Source organism: Achromobacter sp. (assembly GCF_049647645.1).
Classification (GTDB): Bacteria; Pseudomonadota; Gammaproteobacteria; order Burkholderiales; family Burkholderiaceae_B; genus Achromobacter.
Genome location: NZ_JBARYB010000099.1, coordinates 60,109 through 81,522 on the forward strand (window position 1 = coordinate 60,109; position 21,414 = coordinate 81,522).

Annotated in this window: 21 protein-coding genes; 4 read left to right on the forward strand and 17 right to left on the reverse strand. The window is 62.1% G+C overall.

All coding sequences use genetic code 11. From position 1 onward, the window contains the following. Positions 1-76: 76 nt before the first annotated feature. Genes WBB14_RS12005 through WBB14_RS12050 form a run of 10 tightly spaced genes read right to left on the reverse strand, consistent with a single transcriptional unit; the run spans position 77 to position 9,538 of the window. A complete protein-coding gene (locus WBB14_RS12005; RefSeq protein ID WP_424240008.1) occupies positions 77-493 on the reverse strand; it encodes a hypothetical protein in 417 nt (138 codons plus the stop codon). Continuing rightward, positions 493-2,106 carry a GMC family oxidoreductase gene (locus WBB14_RS12010; RefSeq protein ID WP_424240009.1) on the reverse strand — a complete coding sequence of 538 codons (1,614 nt, stop codon included), beginning with the start codon at positions 2,104-2,106 and terminating at the stop codon, positions 493-495. The genes WBB14_RS12005 and WBB14_RS12010 overlap by 1 nt, the downstream gene beginning before the upstream one ends. Next, positions 2,103-3,599, reverse strand: a complete 1,497-nt coding sequence (locus WBB14_RS12015; protein ID WP_424240010.1) for an aldehyde dehydrogenase family protein — start codon at positions 3,597-3,599, stop codon at positions 2,103-2,105. The genes WBB14_RS12010 and WBB14_RS12015 overlap by 4 nt, the downstream gene beginning before the upstream one ends. 9 nt (positions 3,600-3,608) lie before the next feature. After that, positions 3,609-4,622 (reverse strand): ABC transporter substrate-binding protein, encoded by a 1,014-nt coding sequence (locus tag WBB14_RS12020; RefSeq protein WP_424240011.1) that lies wholly within the window; start codon positions 4,620-4,622, stop codon positions 3,609-3,611. A gap of 23 nt (positions 4,623-4,645) precedes the next feature. After that, the gene (locus WBB14_RS12025) at positions 4,646-5,470 is read right to left on the reverse strand and encodes an ABC transporter permease (RefSeq protein ID WP_424240012.1); all 825 of its coding nucleotides are present in this window, start codon (positions 5,468-5,470) and stop codon (positions 4,646-4,648) included. Continuing rightward, the gene (locus WBB14_RS12030; RefSeq protein ID WP_424240013.1) at positions 5,467-6,270 is read right to left on the reverse strand and encodes an ABC transporter ATP-binding protein; all 804 of its coding nucleotides are present in this window, start codon (positions 6,268-6,270) and stop codon (positions 5,467-5,469) included. The genes WBB14_RS12025 and WBB14_RS12030 overlap by 4 nt, the downstream gene beginning before the upstream one ends. Positions 6,271-6,290: 20 nt before the next feature. Continuing rightward, entirely contained in the window at positions 6,291-6,893 is a 603-nt protein-coding gene (locus WBB14_RS12035; protein WP_424240014.1) for a glutathione S-transferase family protein, read from the reverse strand. A gap of 40 nt (positions 6,894-6,933) precedes the next feature. After that, entirely contained in the window at positions 6,934-7,311 is a 378-nt protein-coding gene (locus WBB14_RS12040; protein WP_424240015.1) for a RidA family protein, read from the reverse strand. A gap of 1 nt (position 7,312) precedes the next feature. Beyond that, complete coding sequence (locus WBB14_RS12045) at positions 7,313-8,449, reverse strand: LVIVD repeat-containing protein (protein WP_424240016.1); 1,137 nt, start codon at positions 8,447-8,449, stop codon at positions 7,313-7,315. A gap of 12 nt (positions 8,450-8,461) precedes the next feature. Next, positions 8,462-9,538, reverse strand: coding sequence for a cupin domain-containing protein (locus WBB14_RS12050; protein WP_424240017.1), 1,077 nt, complete (start codon positions 9,536-9,538; stop codon positions 8,462-8,464). A 319-nt stretch (positions 9,539-9,857) separates the two neighbouring features. Between WBB14_RS12050 and WBB14_RS12055 the strand changes: the two genes are divergently transcribed. After that, positions 9,858-10,583: a FadR/GntR family transcriptional regulator gene (locus WBB14_RS12055; protein WP_424240018.1), complete on the forward strand. Its 726-nt coding sequence runs from the start codon at positions 9,858-9,860 to the stop codon at positions 10,581-10,583. 326 nt (positions 10,584-10,909) lie between these two features. On the opposite strand, the gene WBB14_RS12060 is transcribed toward WBB14_RS12055, so the two are convergent. Together WBB14_RS12060 and argH are read right to left on the reverse strand one after the other, a co-directional pair. Further along, a complete protein-coding gene (locus WBB14_RS12060) occupies positions 10,910-11,875 on the reverse strand; it encodes a Bug family tripartite tricarboxylate transporter substrate binding protein (RefSeq protein WP_424240019.1) in 966 nt (321 codons plus the stop codon). Positions 11,876-11,927: 52 nt separating this feature from the next. Then, a complete protein-coding gene (gene argH / locus WBB14_RS12065; protein ID WP_424240020.1) occupies positions 11,928-13,439 on the reverse strand; it encodes an argininosuccinate lyase in 1,512 nt (503 codons plus the stop codon). A gap of 146 nt (positions 13,440-13,585) precedes the next feature. On the opposite strand from argH, the gene WBB14_RS12070 reads away from it, so the two are divergent. Next, positions 13,586-14,452, forward strand: a complete 867-nt coding sequence (locus WBB14_RS12070) for a LysR family transcriptional regulator (RefSeq protein WP_424240021.1) — start codon at positions 13,586-13,588, stop codon at positions 14,450-14,452. A gap of 117 nt (positions 14,453-14,569) precedes the next feature. Here WBB14_RS12070 and WBB14_RS12075 read toward each other — a convergent pair whose 3' ends face one another. Genes WBB14_RS12075 through WBB14_RS12095 form a run of 5 tightly spaced genes read right to left on the reverse strand, consistent with a single transcriptional unit; the run spans position 14,570 to position 18,945 of the window. Then, complete coding sequence (locus WBB14_RS12075; RefSeq protein ID WP_424240022.1) at positions 14,570-15,061, reverse strand: RidA family protein; 492 nt, start codon at positions 15,059-15,061, stop codon at positions 14,570-14,572. A 54-nt stretch (positions 15,062-15,115) separates the two neighbouring features. Beyond that, positions 15,116-16,501 carry an FAD-dependent oxidoreductase gene (locus tag WBB14_RS12080; RefSeq protein WP_424240023.1) on the reverse strand — a complete coding sequence of 462 codons (1,386 nt, stop codon included), beginning with the start codon at positions 16,499-16,501 and terminating at the stop codon, positions 15,116-15,118. Continuing rightward, entirely contained in the window at positions 16,491-16,808 is a 318-nt protein-coding gene (locus WBB14_RS12085; protein WP_424240024.1) for a (2Fe-2S)-binding protein, read from the reverse strand. Before WBB14_RS12085 ends, WBB14_RS12080 begins: the two co-directional genes overlap by 11 nt. A gap of 11 nt (positions 16,809-16,819) precedes the next feature. Further along, positions 16,820-17,977 (reverse strand): NAD(P)/FAD-dependent oxidoreductase, encoded by a 1,158-nt coding sequence (locus WBB14_RS12090; protein ID WP_424240025.1) that lies wholly within the window; start codon positions 17,975-17,977, stop codon positions 16,820-16,822. Continuing rightward, positions 17,977-18,945 (reverse strand): Bug family tripartite tricarboxylate transporter substrate binding protein, encoded by a 969-nt coding sequence (locus tag WBB14_RS12095; protein ID WP_424240026.1) that lies wholly within the window; start codon positions 18,943-18,945, stop codon positions 17,977-17,979. The genes WBB14_RS12090 and WBB14_RS12095 overlap by 1 nt, the downstream gene beginning before the upstream one ends. 174 nt (positions 18,946-19,119) lie before the next feature. Between WBB14_RS12095 and WBB14_RS12100 the strand changes: the two genes are divergently transcribed. Both WBB14_RS12100 and WBB14_RS12105 read left to right on the forward strand, forming a co-directional pair. Further along, positions 19,120-20,049 (forward strand): LysR family transcriptional regulator, encoded by a 930-nt coding sequence (locus tag WBB14_RS12100; RefSeq protein WP_424240027.1) that lies wholly within the window; start codon positions 19,120-19,122, stop codon positions 20,047-20,049. A gap of 403 nt (positions 20,050-20,452) precedes the next feature. Then, positions 20,453-21,382 carry a DMT family transporter gene (locus WBB14_RS12105; RefSeq protein ID WP_424240028.1) on the forward strand — a complete coding sequence of 310 codons (930 nt, stop codon included), beginning with the start codon at positions 20,453-20,455 and terminating at the stop codon, positions 21,380-21,382. Positions 21,383-21,414 lie beyond the last annotated feature (32 nt).

Consider the following 21,414-nt stretch of genomic DNA (forward strand, 5'->3'; position numbering starts at 1 on the left):
TGGGCAAGCGCACACCCGGCAACAGGGCTCGCGCCGTTACCCCCCGAGGGTGGGTCGGTGTGCGGCAGTCAGGCGGTCAGCAGCAATCACAAAGCAGGATGTCATTGACCACGTTGCGCGGCCGCGACCCCATGCGGCCGAAGCCGAAGGCCGCCATCACATCGTGGCAGATCTCCATCGCCTCGTGCTCGTCTTCGGCCCCGGCGACCCGGGGCCAGGTCACCAGCACGTGCTTGGCCCTCATCTGTTCCACGAACTGCGGCGGCACCGCGTCGCTGCCGACCACGGTCACCGACTGGATCCGCGCCGGCAGCCCTGCCTGCAGCGACGGCAGCGTGTCGCCGCCGACAATCAGGGCCGCGGTGTCGGCGGGGAGTTCGTCGGCGTGGCTGCAGTACTCCACGGAAAAGAAGTCATCCAGCCGCTGATGGGCGCTGTGTGCCAGCGGCAGCAGGCTGACGCAGCGATGGCGCTGCAACGAAAGTCGCATCATCAGCGGGCCTCCTCCAGTATCCAGTCCGACGCGCGCTCCGCGAGCATGAGCACCGGCGCGTTGATGTTGCCCGAGGTCAGGTCCGGCATGACTGAGGCGTCGACGATGCGCAGCCCCGGAACGCCGATGCAGCGCATCCGGCCGTCGACCACGGCCATGGGATCGTCGTGGCGCCCCATCCTGCATGTGCCGCCGGGGTGGTGGACCGTGATGGCGGTCTTGCGCACGAAAGCGTCTATCGCGTCGTCATCGGCCACGCCGCCGCCGGGCGCCAGTTCGGTGGCGACGTAGTCGCCCAGCGCGGGCTGGTCCAGCAGGATCCGCGCGATACGCACGGACTCTCGCACCCGGATCCGGTCTTCGTCGCACGCCAGGAAGTTCTGGTCGATCCGCGGAGCCGCCAGCGGATCCGGGCCTGCCACCGTGATCCGGCCGCGGCTTTGGGGATGCAGCAGCACGGTGCGTACCGCGAAGCCGTCGGCGAACGGCTTGCGCACCGGATTCAGCCAGGGATGGGCGTTGAACGGCGCCGCGGTCAGGAGAAACTGCAGATCCGGCGTGTCCGCGCCGTCCGGCTGCACAAACCCCACGATGCCGCCTGGCACGTCGCCAGCAAAGCCTTCCCCGCCCAGGTAGGCCCGCGCCATGGAGACGCCGATGCGGTCCAGGCGCATGCCGCGCACAAACGGGCCGGGTTCTCGGCGGCGCGCGGTGACGATGACGGAGATATGGTCTTGCAGGTTCTCGCCGACGCCGGCGCGGTCCAGCCTGACGCCGATGCCGGCGTCGTTCAGCGTCCGCGTCGGGCCGATGCCGGAGTGCATCAAAATGGCGGGCGTGTTGATGGCGCCTGCCGCAAGGATGACTTCATGGCGAGCCTTCACCGCCGTGGTGTGCCCCTGCCGGGCAAAGCGCAGGCCGACCACGCGGTCGCCCTCGAAATCCAGGCCGAGCACGTGGGCCAGCGTCACCACCGTCAGATTGGGGCGCTTGAGCGCGGGCCGCAGGTAGGCAGTGGCTGCGCTGCATCGCCGACCGCGTCGGATCGACATCTGCAGGCGCGAGAAGCCGCCCGCCGGCGAGGCGTTGTAGTCGTCGAGCCAGGCGTGGCCCGCCTGACGCGCAGCGGTGGAGAATGCGTCCAGTAGCGGATCCTGGTAGCGGCAGCGCTGCACGCGGAGGGGGCCGCCTTCGCCGCGGTCCTCGTTGTGTCCTTCTTCCCAATCCTCCAGGCGGCGGAAGTAGGGCAAGACGTTTCCGAAGCTCCAGTCCGGTAGGTCGTAGTGTTGTGCCCAGCGCGCATAGTCGCCGGGATGGCCGCGCACAAACGCCATGGCGTTGGTCGACGAGCTTCCGCCGACGACCTTGCCGCGCGCGCATTCGATGGCCCGCCCGTCGGCGTGCGGCGCGGGTTCGGCGTCGTAGCCCCAGTCGTGCAGGCGCTGCTGCAGGATCTTGCCCCAGCCGAGCGGGATGTGGATGAGCGGATCGCGGTCCCAGGGGCCCGCCTCGATGACCAGCACGGAGACCGCGGGGTCCTTGCTCAGGCGATTGGCGAGCACACAGCCCGCCGAGCCCGCGCCGACGATGATGTAGTCGTATTCCGGCTTCACGTTGCGCTCACCCGCCTGAAGTTGATGTGGACATTCTTTTCCCGGGTGAAGGAAATCATCTCTCCGATGCATTCATCGCGGCCGATGCCCGATTGCTTGACGCCGCCGTATGGCGCGCCCAGGAAGTGTTTTCCGACTTCGTTGACCCAGACGAAGCCCGCATCGATGTCGCGCGCCAGGCGGTGGGCGCGCGCCAGATCCGCCGTCCAGATCGCCGCGGTCAGTCCGACATCAAGGCGCTGCACGGCCTCGAGCATCGCATCTTCGTCGTCCCAGGGGATGATCGCGAGCACCGGGCCGAAGAACTCCTCGGTGGCCAGCGGCGACGTGGCGGATACATCCGCAAAGACGGTGGGCTTCAGGTAGTAGCCGCCGGGGGGCACGCCTGCCCGGGGAATGTCGCCGCCAGCGATCAGGCGGGCGCCCTGCGTCACGGCGGCGTCGATCGCCTGTTTGACCCGGTCGCGGTGCTCGCGGCTGATCATCGCGCCCATGGTGGTGGCGGGATCGGTGGGGTCGCCCGGCACGAACGCGGCGCAGGCCTGAACCACCTGGCCGCAGACCTCGTCATAGATGGACCGATGCACGAAGGCCCGGCTGGTGGAGCCGCAGGACTGTCCGCACCACGTGAAGTTCATGCCGTCCACGATCGCTCGCGCCACCAGCGCCGGGTCGACATCCGGACATGCGATGAACGCATTCTTGCCGCCTAGTTCCAGGGCCACGGGCTTGAGCCGCGCCGCCGCGGCCTGCATGACCCGGCGTCCGGTGGGAATGCTGCCTACCAGGCCGATCATGTCGACGTCCGGACTTGCGGCCAGGGCGGCCCCCGCATCGGCGCCGCCCGGAATGAGCGAGAAGACGCCGGGGGGTAACAGGTCTGCGATCAGCTCCGCGCAGCGCAGGGCCGACAGCGGCGCCTGTACCGGCGGCTTGATGATCACGGCATTGCCCGCGGCTAGCGGGGCGGCCAGCTTGCCCATGGCAAACAGTAGCGGATGGTTGTAGGCGACGATGCGCGCCACCACGCCGACGGGCTCGCGTTCGGTGTAGTCGAGCGCGTCGTGCCCGATCGGGATGGTGTCGCCCTTGAGCTCCGTCACGAGGCCGGCGAAGAAATCCAGCAGCGCGGCCGCGACCATGACGTCGGAGCCCATCTCGGACACCGGATTGCCGCAGTCCAGGGCGTCGAGCAGCGCCAGCTCCTTTGCGTTGTCCCTCAGGCGCTGGGCCATCTTGCGCAGGGTGGCGGCTCGCGCTAGCGGCGCTGTCCGGCGCCACACCCGGGCGCCTGCCCGGGCGGCGCTGGCGGCGCGCGCAACATCATCCGCGCCCGCATCGGCCACGGCCATCAGCCGCTCGCCCGTACCCGGCGCCACGACTTCGGTCCAGCGTTCGCTGAGGGGCGCGTGCCAGCCGCCGCCATAGAAGACGCCGTGGCTGGTCGGGAGCTGGACATTGCCCGAGGCGGTCTTGTGAGTATTACCTGCCATGATCTAGTCTCACCGTTTCAGAGGTTGCGCTTTTTCCAGGAAGCGCGTGTCGAATCCCTGGGTATCGTCGAAGGAAGGCGACAGTGCGCCTTGCTCCTTGAAGAGCGTCGCCGATGAACGCCACAAGGCCGGGTCGATCCAGCCGATGCCGTGCGTTTTGGTCTGGTCGCTGAAGAAGGTGAAATCCAGGTCGGCGCGCAACTGTGCCACCAGCATTTCTTTCTTGCCCTTGTATTCGGGGTTGTTCTTGATCAGCGTGTCGGCGGCCGCTTCCGGGTTCAGGATCACGTCGGCAAAGGCCTTGGAATAAGCCGCCACGAAGCGCTGAACGAGATCGGCGCGCTGGGCAATGTTCTTGTCCGAGGTGAAGACGCCCGAGCCGTAGCTCTGGATGCCCAGGTCCGCGCCATGAAGGATGGACAGCGAGCCCGGTCCCCCGGCCTTGTGTTCGAGCTCGGGAACCTCGGCGTCGATATAGCCCGGCACCACGTTCACGCGGTTCAGCAGCAGCAGGTTTTCGTAAGGCGGCGAAACGGTCGACTGCTTAATGTCCGCCAGAGACAGGCCATTCTTGGCCAGCGCAGCCTTCAGGAAGATATACGTCGAGCCGCTGGGATGCACGCCGATGTTGGCGTCCTTGAGCTGCTTGGCGTCCTTCAGGTCGAAGTTCTTCTTCAGCGAAATGATCGCGAGCGGCGTCTTCTGGTTCACCGCCAGCAGCGCCGAATTTGCCACGCCCTGCGACCGCCCGACCATCAGCGTCGGCAGGTCGGAAAAGCCGAAGTCGGCGTTTCCATTGGCCACCAGCCGCAACGCGTCGGTCGATCCGGTGCCCTTGCGGATCGCCGTTACGTCGATACCCTGGTCGGCGAAATACCCTTTTTCCTTGGCGACAAAGAACGGCGCGTGATTGCCGCGCACGACCCAGTCCAGTTGTACGGTCACAGCGTCCTTGGCATGGGCGGCGCCGCCGAACAATGCCAGCACTCCGAAGAGCGCGCTGAATCTCCAACTCGATCTCATGATTTTCCCCTTGTTGATTCGGATTAGTGAGTGGCCCAGCCCAGAAACCGGTGTTCTATGAATTCAATGATGTAGTAGAAGAAGACGCCGAGCACCGAGATCTGGACCAGCGCGGCGAACACCAGCGCCGTTTCCATCTGACTCGATGCGAACTGGATCATGTAGCCCAGCCCGGCCGAGGCGCCGACGAACTCGCCCACGATCGCGCCGATCACGCTCAGGGTGATCGCCACCTTCATCCCCGCCATCAGGGCCGGCAGCGAAGCCGGGATCTTGACCTGGCGCAGTATCTGGTTCGGCGTTGCGCCGATGGACCTGAGTAGCGCAACCAGGTTGGCGTCCGCCGACCGCAGGCCGACCAGCATATTGAGCGTGACCGGGAAGAAGGCCATGATCACGATCAGGGCGATCTTCGGCAGCAGGTCGTACCCGAACCAGAGGATCAGCAGCGGCGCCAGGGCAATCTTGGGCACGTTCTGGAACAGCACGATCAGCGGGTAGCTTGCGCGGCCGAACCAGGCATAGCGGTCGACCAGGAGCGCGATCGCGATGCCCACGAGGCACGAGTACAAAAAGCCGTACAGGATCTCGGCGCCCGTGACGAGCGAGGCCTGGATTAGCTCCGCCTGCCGTTCGACCAGGACGGCCGCGATGTCCGTCGGCGCGGGCACGACAAACGCGGGCACCTCCAGAACGCGGACACAGGCCTCCCAGGCCGCCAGGATGATCAGAACGAGCACGATGCTGGGCATCGCCGAGCCGAGCGCATAGCGGATCCTGCCGGGCAGCCGGGGAACGGAAGGGACTTGCGGCTGGGCTTTGGTTTTCATGGTGGTACCCGCCGTCATGATGCGCTCCCCTGGGCATGGCCCGTCTTGAGCAGCTGGCGAAGCTGATAGGACTTCTCGTGGAATTCGGGCTTGGCGAATGTGGCTTCGCAGCGCGGGCCAGGCAACGCGATCGGCAGGCAGTCGACGATGCGAGCGGGATTGGTGGCCATGACGTAGACGCGGTCCGAGAGGTAGACCGCCTCGTCGATGGAATGGGTGACGAAGACGATGGTCTTGCCGGTGCGCTGCCAGATTTCCAGCAGGAAGTCGCTCATGGTTTCGCGGGTGATGGCGTCCAGGGCGCCGAACGGCTCGTCCATCATCAGGACCTCCGGGTCCAGGGCCAGGGCCCGGGCAATGGAGACGCGCTGGCGCATGCCACCCGACAGCTGCCCGGGATACCGGTCGGCCGCGTACTCCAGCCCTACGAGCCGCAGCATGTCGCGGCCGCGCTGAAGGATTTCATCCTTGGGCCGCGCATGCACCAGGTGCATCAGCGAGCAGACGTTTTCGAGCGCGGTGCGCCAGGGCATCAACGCCGCTTCCTGGAAGACCATGCCCACGCGGCGCTGGCGCACCGCTTCCGTGGGCTGGACGCCGGCCACGCGGACGTCGCCGCCGGTCGGCGGAACGAGTCCGGCGAAGACCTTCAGCAGGGTGCTCTTGCCGCAGCCCGACGGGCCGATGATGGACGTGAAGGATCCCTTCGCGATGTCGACGTCGATGTCGTTGAGCACCCGCACGCGTCCGGCGCGAGTGTCGAAGTCGACAGTCAGTCCGCGTGCGCGGATCTGCGAGTCGTCAGGCGGTTTGTGCATGCGGGTCTCCATGTCCGACCTCAACCGGCCGCGACGGCCGTGCCGAAAGCGGACCTGTCCTCGATTCGCTTTATCCAGGCCTTCACGTTGGGCAGTTCGGGCTTGGCGTGAGGGAATTTCAGGCAGCGCCGGACCAGCGGGGCCAGGCAGATATCGGCCAGGGAGAACGCATTGCCTGCCACCCAGGTCTTGCCCGCCAAATGGCCATCGAGCAGGGACAGCTCCGCGGTCAGCAGCTTGGCCGCGGCGTCGGTCAGCTCTTCCGCGGGCAGCTTGGCCTCTTTGAAGCCCGCCAGGTAGGCGACGTTCAGCGACGCGAGGGTCCAGTCCATCCAGCGCTCGACCTGACTGCGCGCCGCGGGATCGGCGGGGTACAGCGCTACGCCGTCGTGCGTGTTGGCGATGTAACGCAGGATCGTGTGCGACTCCCAGATGTGCAGGTCGCCGTCGCGCAGCGTCGGCACCTTCTGCGTGGGATTGATGGCTTTGTATTCCCCCGTGAGCGTCGTTCCTTCGAACGTCTTGCCGTAGTCCTTGCGCAGGTAGGGAACCTTCAGTTCCTCCAGCAGGAACAGCACTTTCTGAACATTGCCGGACGTGGCGCGGCCGAGAACTTCCAACATGATGAGACTCCCTTGAATTGGTTTGGTTATGTACGTGCGGTCAAAGCGGCTTGTAGGCCATGCATTCGATCTCGATCTTGGTGTCGATGACGGCACGCGCTTCTACCGTGGTGCGCGCTAGCATGCCGTCCGGGAAGTACTCCTTGAAGACGCCGTTGTAGCGGCCGAAGTCGCGCGCGTCTTCCAGGTAGGTCGTGACCTTGACGACGTCCGCCAGGTCGCAGCCGGCGCCCTGCAGGGCGCGGCGCATCGCTTCGATGGTGCTGCGCGTCAATTGCTCGATCGTGCCGTCCTGCATCACGCCGTTCTCGTCCTTGGCGACCTGGCCGGACACGAAGACGAAGTCACCCGCGCGTACTGCGGGGTGGAAGGGAAGGTTGGGATTTTTTTTGCCAAAGGCTTGCTGTAGATATGCCATTTCAGTTTCCGTAGACGGAGCTTTCGATGATGTCCAGCCCGCGTTGCCTGTCCAGCAGATAGAGCAGACCGCGCGAGTCGGTCGTGACGTCGTTCGACGAAACCCGCTCGAACCCGGCGGGCGTGTCCGGTTCGTAGTAGCCGACTTCCGTGGGCCTGAAGGGATCGCTGACGTCGACCAGACGCAGGCCGCGCGCGAACCAGGCAAAGGGCAGGACGCTGCCCGTGAAGCGCTCGGCCGGCTGGTGACAGCCCGACATGGGTTCTTTCGGCGTGCCGTCCGGATCGACGCCGTCCACCTGGAACGTCGAGACGGGGATGGGCTGTCGCTCGTCGGTGATGTCGAACAGCCAGGTGAAGGCCGGCGGCGACGGGCGCAGCTTGGCGACGTCTTCGTCGGCCACGACCAGGATCTGCCGGCCTTTCAGCAGCATGGGCATCGGCAGGGCCGTGTGGGTCGGGTGAGGATGCGCCGGACCTGTGTTGAATTGCGAGACCAGCTTGGGCCGCGACAGGTCCTCGATATCCAGGATGAACATTCCATGGTGCCAATAGGACACGTACAGGCGGTTCCCCATGCGCAGCGGGTGATGGCAGCGAGGCGGGACATAGTTTTCCCACGGATAGTCTTCACCGGCCTGCATGTTCTGGCCGGGAATCCACCAGCTTCCCACCTCTTCGGGACGCGATGGTTCCTGCAGGTCCAGGATCTTCACGATGTTGCCGATGAAGCCGGGAGCCGTGGGTGAAATGTAGGCGTAGCGGCCGTCGAAATCGTAGCGATGCACGCCTCCGCCCTGCGTGCCCGTCTTCCAGTGCTTGATGAGGCGGGGACGATCGGGACGGCTGACGTCGTAGATGCCTAGTCCGCCGCCAAAGTCGTCCGCGCCGGTGCGGAACTTCTCATAGTTGACGATCATCAGGCCGTCCTTGGCCCGCACTTTGTGCGAATGCCATCCTATCGGCACTTCGAGCGAGGCCAGCAGCCGGGGCCGCCGAGGATCCTCGACGTCGTAGATCGAGGTGCCATAGGGCGGCCGCATGTGGGACACGAACATCGTGTTCCCTTCCACCCAGACCTGCCCGCCGCCTTCGCAGTCCACATGGGCGACCAACGAGGTATTCCAAGCTTTAGCCAAGACCGGTCTCCCTCAGACCAATTCAATGAGGTCGCCCTGTGCGGTGCGGCCCCACTGATGGAAGAGGCCCATCGCGCGCAGCGCCGGCTCGTCGCTGGCGATGAAGAGGATCAGCGGTTCGGTGTGGTCGTTGCGGTACTGGACCCAGGTGTCGCTGGGAACGGCCACGGTGTCGAAGGGCTCGAGCTTGAAGCTGTCTTCGCCGATCGTCATGGAACCTTGGCCGGAGAACGGCGCGACCAGGAGATTGGCCGTTTGCTTGAGGGGAAGCGTCTTCTCTCCGGGACGGACCATCTGCATGAAGAAGGTCATCGTCCGGTACACAGGGCCGCCCCGCAACGGGTGCGTGTATTCGACGAGCAGGCCTTCCTGAGGCGATTCGTCCCAGTCGCGGAAGCGGTAGAGCAGCTCGCGCATGGCTTCATAGCGATAGACGAACATGGGCGAGGAGTCGCCGCCGCCGCGCCGGTGGTCGACGAAGCGGGGCGTCAGGCCGCCCACGCCATAGACCGTGCGCGAGTACTCCGTCTGGAAGCGGGCGCTCTGCTTGCGCACGACTTCGCCATTCTCCTGGTAGTCGTGCTTGAAGCTCAGCGCATTGAGGTTTTCGACTAGCGGGTAGTCGAGCACCGACAGATTGATGGCGGGCTCGTTGCCGAGATTGCCATGGTTGTGCCAGGTGTCGCGCGGCGTGAGCACCATGTCGCCAGGCAGGAAGGTGATGTCTTCGCCTTCGACGCCCGTGAAGTTCTGCTGGCCGGTCAGTCCGAAGCGGATGGCGCTGGCGGTGTGCGAGTGCGGCGGCATGATCTCGTTGGGATCGTTCTGCCGGTATGCCGTGTAGAGGGTCGATACGGTCGCGCGGCGCGGGGCCAGGGCCGGATTGACCAGGATCAGCGAACGGCGGTCCGTGTTCTCGGTCGAGATCAGCCGCGCCGATTCGGCAAGCAGGGGCTGGATATCTTCCTTGTACGACCACCGGTAAGGCACCGCCTTGGGGCCGCTGACGAGCTGCTTTATGTCGTCGTGCGCCTCGTTCTCGCGGGCCCAGAACGGAAACATGGATTTCCGGTCGATCTGCTCATACATGGACCGCAAATCCGCTTCTCGAGCGCCGCTGGCGGGACTGGTTGGGTGCATACACGTTCCCCTTGAAAGTTATTGATTAACAACATGGCGGAACAAATCTAATAACAACCAATGGTTGTGTAAACGGTATTTGTGGTTCGATATGGAAAACCCCTAATTTCTAGGGTTGCTGTACATTGAAATTAAAAAATTCATTTTAAAAACAATGAGTTAATTAAAAAAATGGAGTTATCTAAATTCTCAACCGGTTGCTTATTTTTATTGCGATTTAAGCGCTTTCGAATCTAAGATGGTCGCGAAAATATGACGCGAGGAAACAATGGCACGTACCCGCCAACCCGAGGTTTCCAATGACATACGCAGGTTGATTACGCAGATCCGAGCGTTGTTGGGCAAAGGAGAAGAATTGCCTTCCGAGCGGGTTCTCGCCGCGCAACTGAACGTCAATCGTCATCGTTTACGCCTTGCCCTGGACAAGATGCGTGAGGTGTCGGAACTGCCGCGGCCTGCCATTCGTCGCAACGATCCGCCTATTCTTAAAGGCGATGTAGTGGTCCAGGAGACGAATGCGCTTGAGGTGATCGAGCTGCGCGCGGTGCTGGAGCCGGCAATTGCGCGATTGGCCGCAATCCGGGCCTCGCCGGTGCAAATCGCAAAAATTCTTGAAGCCGCTACAACGCCATCAGGGGTCGCGCGCTCGACCGGGGATATTGCGTTCCACAAGTTGCTGGCGGATAGCTCCGGGAACCAACTGGCGGCAAGCCTCTACGCATTTTTGCGCCATGTCGGCGCCGACCAGCGCCTGCACATTCCCACCACAACACAAACCACGCGCGAGCGCATACAGATGCGTGATCAGGAGCATCGCGCAATCGCGGAAGCCATCGCGCGCCGATCGCCGGATGCGGCCGAACAGAGCATGCGCGTCCATCTGTGGCGAGTTCAGCGCGAGATCGCGGATCGTTTGAACCCGGTCGGAACAGGCGCACAGCCCCCAGCGCTGCCAGAAGGGATGAAAAGCGAAAGAGATCGTATGGGCGAATAGCGCACGGCTAGGTCTCACCGCGGCGACATTGCGCCTTTTGGCTAGCTTCGCTAAGTATTTGATTGCATTGGAGTCGAGGTTCCGCCGGCTATCCTGTCTCCAGTGTCGATTGATCGAAAACCCGGATGGGAACGGGATAGCTGGAACATCTGGAGACCGCGTCTCGGCAGCACATCGTCGGCTGCGGATTGACGCCCTTTTGGCTGTTGGGCTAAAGGCAAGGCGATCGCACGGGTGCAGCGCGCACGACTGTTCCTCGCATGGTCCTGTATGCCTGCCGGCTGTTGTTGATTTCGAAATGGGCGAGGGCGCTTCAGCCAGCCGTCCTAATCAATGGTCGCACCCGACTGAGCGACGATCGGCGCCCATTTTTCTTTGGCGCTGTGGATCCGCTGGCCAAATTCAGATGGCGTAGACGTCAGGGGAGTCGCGCCTATGCTTAGGATCTTTTGCACCGTGGCAGGCTCCTCCGTGATTTCGGTGATCGCCTTGGAGAGAGTCGCCAGGGTGTCCGTGGGCAGGCCTTTGGGGGCTGCTACGCCGAACCAGACCTCCACGTCATAACCGGGCACGCCCGCCTCGGCCATGGTGGGGACATCCGGCAGCAGTGGCGAGCGCTTGGCGCTGGTCACGGCCAGGGCGCGCAGTCCCCCCGCTTTTACCTGGGGCAACGATCCGGGAAAATTGTCGAACATCAACTGAATCTGGTTCGCCAGGAGATCCGCCATGGCGGGACCGCTGCCTTTGTACGGCACGTGAGTGAAGGACGCACCTGTCATTGCCTGGAATAGTTCGCCTGAGAGATGATTGGTGGTGCCATTGCCTGCCGAACCCATATTCAACGCCGCCGGTTTGCTCTTGGCATAGGCGACAAGCTCGCCCACCGTCTTGGCCTGGACCTTGGGATTGACGACCAGGATATTGGGCACGCTGGCGAACAGCGCGATCGGCGTGAAGTCCCTTTCCGGATCGAACGGCAGCTTCTTGTAGAGGGATGGGTTGATGCCCAAGGTGCCTTCAGTGGCTAGTAGGAGCGTGTACCCATCCGCCGGGGCCTTGGCCACCAGGTCGGTGCCAATGTTCCCGCCGGCCCCGGGGCGATTGTCCGCAACGACTTGTTGACCCAGTTTTTCCGACAGACGGGCCGCCAGGACCCGGCCCAGATTGTCGGTGCTGCCCCCGACGGCGAACGGGATGATCAGGCGGATGGGCTTGCTTGGATAGGTTTCTGCAACGGCGGCGCAGGAAAATGCCAAGGCTGAGGCGGTGGCGAGCGTGAAGGCAAGCTTCATGATGGAACCCCTTGTGTAGTAAGAATAGGAAGCGCTGCGTATGAGTCAAGCGCTATGGCAACGGCGTCGCGGCTAGCTCGGCGACCTTCTGTTTGAGCGAGACACGTGCGGCGGCGACGGCGGTTCGGTGTGCCGCCGCCAGCCTTCTGGCTTCCGTCAGCGCGACATGCAATTCGCCGATGCGCTGGCTTGCAAGAGCGGGCGCGGGACCGCCATGGGCCGAACGGGCTTGTATGCTGGCCAGCGGATCCAGACACCGTCGTACTGACGCGGCATCGAGGCGGATGTCGCGCCCGCACTGCTCCGAGGCGGCAGCGTTGACCATGTCTACCGTGATCTGGTCGGCCGCCAGGCCGCCTTCGATGGCTTGGTACACCACCGCACCCACCGCGTGATGCGCCTCGCGGAACGACAGGCCCACTTCACGTACCAGGGCGTCTGCCAGATCGGTCGCGGTGGAGAAGTTGGTCCGTGCCTTGTGCAACATCGTCTGCTCGACCGGTTGAGCAGACTCGAGTACTAGGCGGAACAGCGTCAGGCAGCGGATGCACTCGTCTGAGCTTTCCCAGAAACTGCGCATGCTTTCCCGGTTGCCATCACCGCTATGAGTAAAGTGAGTGCCCTTCACAGCCGTCATGGACGCGGTAAACAGCGCAATGAGGTGGCTGGTCTTGCCTTTCAGATACTCCAGCACGACGGGGTTTTTCTTCTGCGGCATGATGCTGGATGTGCCTGCCACCCGGTCAGGAAACTCGATGAGTCCGAACTCGGGAGTGGCCCACACGTAGAAGTCCTGTGCGATCCGGCCCCACGTCAAGGACGCGATTGTCATGGCGGACATCAGTTCCCAGGCGAAGTCCCGCGATGCCACGGCATCCAGGGAATTGGCCACGCTGTGGTCGAAGCCAAGAAGCCGCGCGGTATGGTCTCGCTGTATAGGAAACGTTGTGCCGGCCAGTGCGCCGGCGCCCAGTGGGCAGGCGTCGATGTGTTGCAACGCCTGCTCAATGCGGGCTGCGTCGCGCGCGATGGCGTCGGCCGCCGCGATCAGGTAATGGCCATACGTGATGGGTTGAGCGGATTGAAGATGCGTGTAGCCCGGCATGACCACGTTGGCATACTCTTGCGCGCGTGATATCGCCACCTCGCGCACGTTGTTCAGCGCATCGAGGACGTCTAGGCCGGCGTTGCGAGCCCGCAGCCGGTCGTGCGTGGCGAGGATGTCATTGCGACTGCGTGCCACATGCAGGCGGCCGCCCACATCCGAACCCGCAAGTCGCATCAGCTGGGCTTCGTAGTTGAAATAGGCGTCTTCCCTTTGCGGATCCAGCGGCACGGCCGAGGGACCGTCCTGTTCCATTTTCAGCAGAGCCTGCGCCAAGCGGATTGCCGATTCCCGAGGCATGAGGCCTGCATGCAAAAGCATGAGCAGATGCGCTTGGTTGATGTCTGAAAGGTAGTCGAATCCGCTGGTGAACTCTCGATTCAGGCGCGGCAGATAAATGTGGTCGCAGACTTCCTGCGCGGAGACTTGCTGTAAACGGCCGCTGACCTTCGATTTCATCTTATTTGCTCCATCTGTGCGTGCAAGTCGCCCGCTGACTTATTCGTGGAGTATGGAAATCGAGCTACATTACGTCAAATGACAGTTTTCATCATTGGCATGCGGTTTTGATATGCCGTGGTTCCTGCCTGCCGGAGAGCGCTTGGATGAAGTTCAAACATATCGAGACCTTTCGTGTCGTGATGCTGACCAGGTCCATGACGTTGGCTGCTGGCGAACTTCACACCTCACAGTCGAATGTCAGTCGAGTCATCGGGCAGTTGGAAAGCGCGACAGGGTTTCGTCTCTTCGAGCGCCGAGCGAGCGGCCTCGTTCCGACACCCGAAGCAGAAGCGTTCTACCTTGAAGTGCAGCGGGCGTTCCTGGGCATGGATGCGCTGGCCGATGCTGCCTGCCTGATACGCCAAGTGGGGCCAGGTACGTTGCGCATAGGCGCGGTGCCATCTATCGCCATGAGCGTTATGCCGAAGGCCATTCGGACGTTCCGCCAACGCTATCCGGACGTGCCGATTTCAATACACACCGGAGATTCACCCACGGTCGCCAAGTGGACTGCGACGCGCTACTGTGACCTAGGCTTGGTCTCGTACTTGGCTGATACGCCAGGCGTTACGGCGAGCCTCTGGGCAGAGGAAGAGGGCGTGTGTATTGTGCCGACAGGACATCGCTTGGCGCGAAAACGCAGGATTACCGCGGGTGACCTGGATGGCGAAGCGTTTATCTCATTGACGCAAGGCGATGGCACCCGGACCGCGATTGATGCTGCTTTTGAACCGGATCGTCGCAAGCTGATTCTGGACACACCATATGCAGCCACAATATTGCATATGGTGGCGATGGGGCTGGGAGTCAGTGTGGTCAACCCTCTGGTGACGCGGCACTTGAAGATCGCCGGTGTGGTCAGCCTGGCTTTCTCCCCCGCGGTCGTGTTTACTCGCTATATTTTGGCAGCGCAACAACAAGCCGAATCCACGTTAATGGCGGCATTCTGTGAATGTCTTATGGAGGAGTAGGCGCCAGGCGGCCGAAATCATCACTTAATTTTCTAGACACGGATTTGGGGCAAAGAATGCCATCCAAACTGGAGTCTGAAATGCTGAAGAAAGTGGCCATGAATGAGTTCGCGCAGACTACGTCGAACTGGTATCGAAATTTGTCTTCAGTTCGAACGTCGCTTCGACCTCAACTGGAACGTCGCGTGGCAGCGAGCTACATCCAACCGCCACTCTGACGTGGCGGCCAGATTCGCCAAAGATCTCAACCATCAGATCGGAAGCTCCATTGAGTACCGCAGGATGTCCGCCGAAATCTTCGGGGGCATTGACGAAACCTCCAAGCCGTACGCATCTTTCAACGCCGTCCAGGCTCCCGCCGAGATACGCACGCAGTTGAGCAATCACATTGGCAGCGCACAAGCGTGCAGCTGACACGGCGTCGGCCACCGTGACATCGCGGCCGACTTTGCCGGTGTATTGATCCTTGCCCTCCTTAGTAGGAACTTGGCCGGCAATGAAAACGAGATTTCCGGAGCGCACTACGGGTGCATAGTTCGCCGCCGGTGCGGGCGGAGAAGAGAGTTGTAGGCCGCTTTGCTGCAGACGGGATTCGTGCGAGTCGGACATAGTGTTTTCCGTTGTGCGAGAAGGTGCCAGATTCGAGTTCGTCCGGACGAACTGCTACGGCTTGGCAGAGAGTTGATCAAGATTGATGGGCTTGTACGGGGGGCGCGCGCGCAAGTATCCAACCTCCTCGGGGGAGCACTGTCGCTCCATCGCGATCAGATCCGTGGCCGTCAGGCTGCATTGGCGGCCCTGGCATGCACCCATGCCGCACCGGTAGAACGACTTGACTTGATTCGGGCCGGAACAGCCCAGGCGCACCGCGTGGCGGAGATCTCCGGCCGTGACTTCTTCGCAACGGCATACGAGTACATCGTCAGAGGCGGGAACCCGGGTGTGCGCAGGCGGCCGGTACATCGCATCGATGAGCGCCCGGGCGCCAGCATGGACGCGCAATACTCGTTGACTCGATGACAGCGCCTTTTCATAGCGGGCCTGGTCCAGGAAGCCGAGGTCGAATGCGGCAGCGACGCCTGCCATATGTCCGCCAATGGCAGCCACCTCAGCCCCTCCGATTCCGGAGCCGTCGCCGGCAATGTAGAAACCATCGACGCTGAGGCGGCCTGACGAGTCGGCCTCTGGCCTCCAACACAACTGTGCTTCGTCCCAGATGTGCCGCGCACCGATGCCCATGCTAATGAGCGTGTTCGGCACGACCCCCTGATGCAGGAGAACGAGACGGGAAGCAACGGTATGCCTCGTCCCTCTGTGCGAGAAGCTCAGGCCGTCGGCACGCTCCCGCCCCTCAATCCGGAGATCGGTTGCGCCCTGAAACCAGGGAGTCCGATGCTTGCGAATCTTGTGCATCAGCTTGAGGCCCTTGGCGAAGTATCGCCAACCGCGGATGGCGGACACAGCCTGAGGAAGAAGTTTCAGGGCATGAACCGATTCCGCCGTATCGATGATGGCCTGAATCTTCGCGCCCGCTCGGAGATACTGCCATGCGAGCAAATAGAGGAGCGGACCGCATCCGGCGATCGTTACCGGTTCTTGCGGGATCAGCGCGGCGCTCTTGAGCATGATCTGGGCGGCCCCTGCCGTCATCACGCCGGGCAGGGTCCATCCTGAGATCGGAAACGGCCGCTCCATCGCCCCTGTACAAAGGACAACCCGTGCTGCGGATAGAGAATGCGATCGTCCATCACGGAGATAGTGCACTTCCCTCTCGCCAGTTATGTCCCAAATATCCGCGCCACCGACGTGAACGGCTTTGGACGCCCGAAAGGCCTCGACGATGCCCGCGCCCGCGGCGTAGTCCTTGCCCAGGATATTCTTGCGCGCTTCGGAAGCCTGCTCAATCGCACGATAGATCTGTCCGCCAGGCATTTCCTGATCATCAAGCAGGACGACACGCGCACCAGAATTGGCGGCGGCCGTGGCTGCCGAAAGGCCCGCCGGACCGGCTCCAATGACGACGATATCTGCGGCCTGCTCAGCGGTCATCGTGGTTCCCTAGTGAACGCGCGCCTTGCTGCCGATTAATGCGCATGCCTTCGCGCACGGCAATCCGGCATGATTGCTGGTTCTGTTTGCCGTCGACTTCAAGTAGGCATTCGAAGCACGCTCCCATCATGCAATAGGGAGCGCGAGGAGCTCCGTTAACGGGAGTCGTGCGGAAAGGAGTCACGCCCGCGGCGAGTAGCGCAGCCGCAACGGACTGATCGGCATTGACCGATACGCTCGTGCCGTCCACCTGGACGACGACCTTGGCTGTCGGTTCTAGCGATGTAAATACGGATTTTTCCAGCATGAGAGGCTTCATCAGTTGACGTACATGGGTCCCAAGGCTTCATGCTGGAATCGACGGCTGTTCAGGACCGAGAGTCCATTTGGCAATTCATCCCCATCTATCCATGGGGCGATCTGAAACGCGTGCGCAGCGGAGAGCGTCACGCCGCTGTGACAAGTGACAACGAACGCGCCAGGGTAACGGGCGGACTCTTCGTAGATGGGGAAGCCATCCGGCGTCATCACGCGAAGCCCGCCCCAGGCGCGAACGATCCGCGCATCGCGCAGGATTGGAAATGTACGAACGGCTCGGCGCGCCATGAACTGCATGACATCGTGTGATGTCGAATCATTGAATCCGACGTCTTCCACGGAGTCGCCAATCTGCACTGTTCCTTCGTTGGTTTGCCTGAGCTTGTTGGTTGGAAAGCTCAGGAATCGCTTGACCCGCTCAGTGATAAGAACCTGGCCCCTGCTCGGGACAAGGGGCGCGTGAAGGCCCAGCTTGGGTGCGAGGTCTCGAATGCCGAGTCCCGCTGCCAATACGATTTTCCTCGCGTGCACGCGGTGAGTTGCCGTCGACACTAGAAAGCCGGTGGGGTCGGGAATGATGTCAGTAACGTTCGTCCCGAACCTGTAGGTCGCTCCACGAGCGTGGTTCGCTTCGGCCAGGGCCAGCAAGAGCTTGAGGGGATTCACGTGACCGTCCATGGGCGTGAAGCATGCGCCGACGACCTCCTTGCCGATTTCGGGTAATCGCGCCCGGACGTCGGCATGATCAAGCATTGAAAATGGATAGTCGCCGAGCACGGCCGATTGAAGGGCCAGCATGCTCTCGGCCCGACGCGCCATTTCCTCGTCGGACCAGCAAAAGTAGAATCCGCCGGGCTGTTCGAGGTGAACATCGACGCCCGTCTCGGCATTGAGGGCAGTTGCCAGCGCTGGCATCAGGCGGGACGAATCTCGGCTCCACTCTGCATAGCGAGGCAGGTTTTCGCCCTTGTTTTGAACCCAAATCAAGCCAAAGTTGCTGCGTGAAGCACGCTGGGCCGTATCTTCCTTGTCAAAGAAGCAGACCGTTCTGCTTCGTCGCAGCATTCCATAGCCGATAGCCAGACCTACCAGGCCCGCTCCGACAATGGCAATGTCGCAGGAGTCAGTAAGCGACGAGATTGATTTTTCGGGCATCATCAGTTGTTTGCTTCAATATCAAGGCTGCGCGCGAGAGAGCCCCATCGCTTCATTTCCGTATTCATGAACTCGCGGAACTCGGTCGGTTTGCTCACCGCCACCTCTACCCCTTGTTTTTCGATTGCTGACTTCGCGGCAGGATCTTGAGCGACCAGAGCAATCTCATGGGCGATGGAGTCCACAACCGCAGCTGGGGTGCCGCCGGTCGTGAACATGCCATACCAGGTCGAGACATCGAAACCCGCCACTCCCGACTCGGCAATTGTCGGGACGTCCGGCATTGACTTCATGCGCTGCGCGCTTGTGACGGCAAGAATGCGCACCTTTCCGGATTTGAGACCGGCGATTGCCGATGGAAGACTTGCGAAAGTCATATCGGCGAGCCCTGCCATTACATCGGACATGGCGGGCATGTCGCCCCGATATGGAACATGGACAATGTCCGTATCAGTCATCTTCTTGAATAGCTCGGCAGTCAGATGGGAGCCCGTCCCATTGCCAGGTGAAGCGTAGTTGAGCTTGCCAGGGTTAGCCTTCGCATAGGCTAGAAGTTCCTTGACGGACTTAGCTGGAAATTCATTTCTCACAATCAGCGCAATGGCTGCTTTGGCGATCAGCGTGACGGGCTGTACGTCGTTCACCGGGTCGTACGGAAGTGTCTTGTAGATGAACGGTGCAATCGCTTGGCCCCCGGTGGAGCCGAGCAGCAAGGTATAGCCGTTCGGGGAGGCTTTAGCCAACTCGTCAGTGCCTAGTGTGCTTCCCGCGCCGGGCTTGTTGTAGACAACGACGCTCTGACCCGAGCGGGTTTGGATGCCCTGCGCAATGATCCTCGCGATGACATCATTGGCGCCACCGGCTGAAAAGCCGACGATGAGCTTGACCGGTTGCGTGGGGTAGTTTTGCGCAAATGCGGTTGTCGAGACAAAGGCAAGTGCTGCCGCTGCAAAGACCTTCTTCATGCTCATGGCGTTCCTCAATGTCTTCGTGAGTAATGTTGGGGGGCATCGACATGGGAGGAGTCTGCATGGCCGTAGACTATGCGGTCAAATAAGATATGTGGGGTAGGTCATGTCAAATTATTATGGTGAAATTAGCACCGCTAACGCTTCATTCTTTGAAGCGCAGGAACGGGGTAGGCCATGAATTTCAAGCAGATTGAGGCGTTCCGAGCTGTCATGGTGACCGGCTCGATGACGGGCGCAGCTGCGCAGCTGTACACCACGCAGCCGAACATTAGCCGATTGGTTCAGTCTCTAGAGAAAGCGACTGGGTTCCCCCTGTTCGAGCGACATGGTGGGCGTGTCATTGCGACACCGGAGGCCGACGCGTTGTATCGCGAAGTGGCGCGCTCATTCGCCGGGCTGGATGGAATTGCGAAAGCTGCCGCAACCATTCGCGAACACGGCACCGGCGCAGTACGCATTGGTACCGTTTCATCGATAGCAATTGGGCTGCTACCAGAGGCGCTTCTCGCGCTTCGGAAGGTGTATCCGGACGTTCCGATTTCGGTCGAGATCAGTGACTCGCCCACTGTAGCTAAATGGACCGCCAATGGCTTGTGCGACATTGGCCTGGTGGCTTATGTCGCGGACGACTCTGATCTCAAGGTGACGGAGTGGCACCGAGAGCAAGGCGTTTGTATCGTGCCAGATGGCCATCGTCTGGCACGCAAGAAGAAAATTACGGTTTCCGACCTGGATGGGGAGGACTTCATTTCACTTCCGCCAGGCGACGGAACACGCCGGATTATCGACCATGCCTTCCGGCCGGATAAGCGCAAGCTCATCATCGAGACGGCATTTGCTCCAGCGATCTGCACGATGGTGGCGACGGGCTTAGGCGTTAGCATCGTGAACCCGCTGGTCAGCGAGAGTCTTAACGTTCCGGGCATCAAGCAAATCCCTTTCAAGGGGGATGTGGTGTTCTCATGCTTTGCGTTGCTCGTGCCCCATGCTCCGGTGCAACAAGCTGTCAAAGAGCTATATCGATGTCTGAATAGTGAACTCCCTCGGCGACGCGCGGTCGCGCGAAGGCCGAACGGTGGCCGCAGTGAAAGCCGCATCCGGTAGTCGCTTTGCCCGCAACAGGCGTTCCGTTATTTGGGTGTGGCCAGTGCACGGGGAGTCCACGCTTGGGCATGAATTTCAGCCGATCTAACGTGGCTATTCGGCGGCCAAGCGATGCGGGCCGCAAAGAATTCCAAGTTCAATGAACTTTTTCCCGCAAAATTCCAGACTCAATGACTCACCGGTTCCACCCTCGATGGTGGAAATTCTCTAAATCATTGTTTTTTAATGGCGAGTCGTTCCAACATCAGTGGGCTTCGACATCCGCCTCCAGGCCGCCGTGGCGTCTGCCACTGCCAGCTAAAATCCCGCATGCGCATCGACGGCTGTCCAGAATGGCAACCTCGATGCCTTGCATTTGCACCCTCGCCTTGCGCGCCCACCGCGCCTCACCTTCGAAGCACAGATGAAAAATACGTTGATGGCCACGCACCTGCGCCTGGTCGGCATGGCGGCGCTATGGGGCGCGTCCTGGTCTTGGGGCAAGGTCGTGACCCAGTCGATGGCCCCACTGGCTGCGGCCAGCCTGCGATTCCTGTTTGCCAGTGTGGCGTTGGTCCTGTGGATGCATCGCGCCTCGGCCCTGCGGGGCCTGAAGTCTCTGACGCGCAATCAATGGCTCGGCCTGGCCGCCGCCGCGCTGGCCGGCGTCTTCGGCTACTCCAGCTTCTTCATGTTGAGCCTGCAGCTGGTGCCGGCCGGCAAGGCCGCGATCGTGGTGACGCTGAACCCCGGCGCGACGCTGTTGCTGGCGGCGATCCTGTTCCGCGAACACCTCAACGCCGCCATCCTGGCCGGCATGGTCCTGTCGGCCATAGGCGCGTATATCGCCATCGGCGGCGGGGCCACGCAAGCCGCTGCCGGTTCCGGCTTGGGCCTCGGCGAACTGCTGCTGCTAGGCTGCGTGGCCTGCTGGGTGGCCTACACCCTGATCGGCCGGCTGGTGCTCAGAGGCGTGGACGCCCTGACCACCACCACGGTGACCACCGTGATCGGCGCGCTGATGTTGCTGCTGACCAGTCTGATCGTGGAAGGCGCTCCCGCCTGGGCCGAGTTGGGACAGGCCCCCGCCAGCGCGTGGGGCAGCCTGCTGGCCCTGGCGTTCGGTGCGACCGCGATCGCTTATGCCTGGTATTTCGAAGGCGTGAAGATGCTGGGTGCCGGCGCGGCCTCCGGCTACATCACGCTGGTGCCCGTATTCGGCGTGTTGTTCTCCAGTCTTTGGCTGGGCGAAGCCACCCCCGCGAATCTGTTCATCGGCGCCGCCCTTGCGATCTCGGGCATGGCGATCATGCACTTCGGCCGGCGTCGCGCCGAGGCGCGACAGCGCCGATAGCCGGTCCTCTTATGCAATATGCAATTGGCTCA

Bases quoted from the DNA above. Each gene is read 5' to 3' on its own strand.
- WBB14_RS12005 (WP_424240008.1), bottom strand. From the start codon at position 493: ATGATGCGACTTTCGTTGCAGCGCCATCGCTGCGTCAGCCTGCTGCCG.
- argH (WP_424240020.1), bottom strand. From the start codon at position 13,439: ATGAAATCGAAGGTCAGCGGCCGTTTACAGCAAGTCTCCGCGCAGGAA.
- WBB14_RS12035 (WP_424240014.1), bottom strand. From the start codon at position 6,893: ATGTTGGAAGTTCTCGGCCGCGCCACGTCCGGCAATGTTCAGAAAGTG.
- WBB14_RS12085 (WP_424240024.1), bottom strand. From the start codon at position 16,808: ATGCTGGAAAAATCCGTATTTACATCGCTAGAACCGACAGCCAAGGTC.
- WBB14_RS12090 (WP_424240025.1), bottom strand. From the start codon at position 17,977: ATGATGCCCGAAAAATCAATCTCGTCGCTTACTGACTCCTGCGACATT.
- WBB14_RS12075 (WP_424240022.1), bottom strand. From the start codon at position 15,061: ATGTCCGACTCGCACGAATCCCGTCTGCAGCAAAGCGGCCTACAACTC.
- WBB14_RS12060 (WP_424240019.1), bottom strand. From the start codon at position 11,875: ATGAAGCTTGCCTTCACGCTCGCCACCGCCTCAGCCTTGGCATTTTCC.
- WBB14_RS12040 (WP_424240015.1), bottom strand. From the start codon at position 7,311: ATGGCATATCTACAGCAAGCCTTTGGCAAAAAAAATCCCAACCTTCCC.
- WBB14_RS12100 (WP_424240027.1), top strand. From the start codon at position 19,120: ATGAATTTCAAGCAGATTGAGGCGTTCCGAGCTGTCATGGTGACCGGC.
- WBB14_RS12020 (WP_424240011.1), bottom strand. From the start codon at position 4,622: ATGAGATCGAGTTGGAGATTCAGCGCGCTCTTCGGAGTGCTGGCATTG.
- WBB14_RS12055 (WP_424240018.1), top strand. From the start codon at position 9,858: ATGGCACGTACCCGCCAACCCGAGGTTTCCAATGACATACGCAGGTTG.
- WBB14_RS12070 (WP_424240021.1), top strand. From the start codon at position 13,586: ATGAAGTTCAAACATATCGAGACCTTTCGTGTCGTGATGCTGACCAGG.
- WBB14_RS12105 (WP_424240028.1), top strand. From the start codon at position 20,453: ATGAAAAATACGTTGATGGCCACGCACCTGCGCCTGGTCGGCATGGCG.
- WBB14_RS12050 (WP_424240017.1), bottom strand. From the start codon at position 9,538: ATGTATGAGCAGATCGACCGGAAATCCATGTTTCCGTTCTGGGCCCGC.
- WBB14_RS12030 (WP_424240013.1), bottom strand. From the start codon at position 6,270: ATGCACAAACCGCCTGACGACTCGCAGATCCGCGCACGCGGACTGACT.
- WBB14_RS12080 (WP_424240023.1), bottom strand. From the start codon at position 16,501: ATGACCGCTGAGCAGGCCGCAGATATCGTCGTCATTGGAGCCGGTCCG.
- WBB14_RS12015 (WP_424240010.1), bottom strand. From the start codon at position 3,599: ATGGCAGGTAATACTCACAAGACCGCCTCGGGCAATGTCCAGCTCCCG.
- WBB14_RS12025 (WP_424240012.1), bottom strand. From the start codon at position 5,470: ATGACGGCGGGTACCACCATGAAAACCAAAGCCCAGCCGCAAGTCCCT.
- WBB14_RS12095 (WP_424240026.1), bottom strand. From the start codon at position 18,945: ATGAGCATGAAGAAGGTCTTTGCAGCGGCAGCACTTGCCTTTGTCTCG.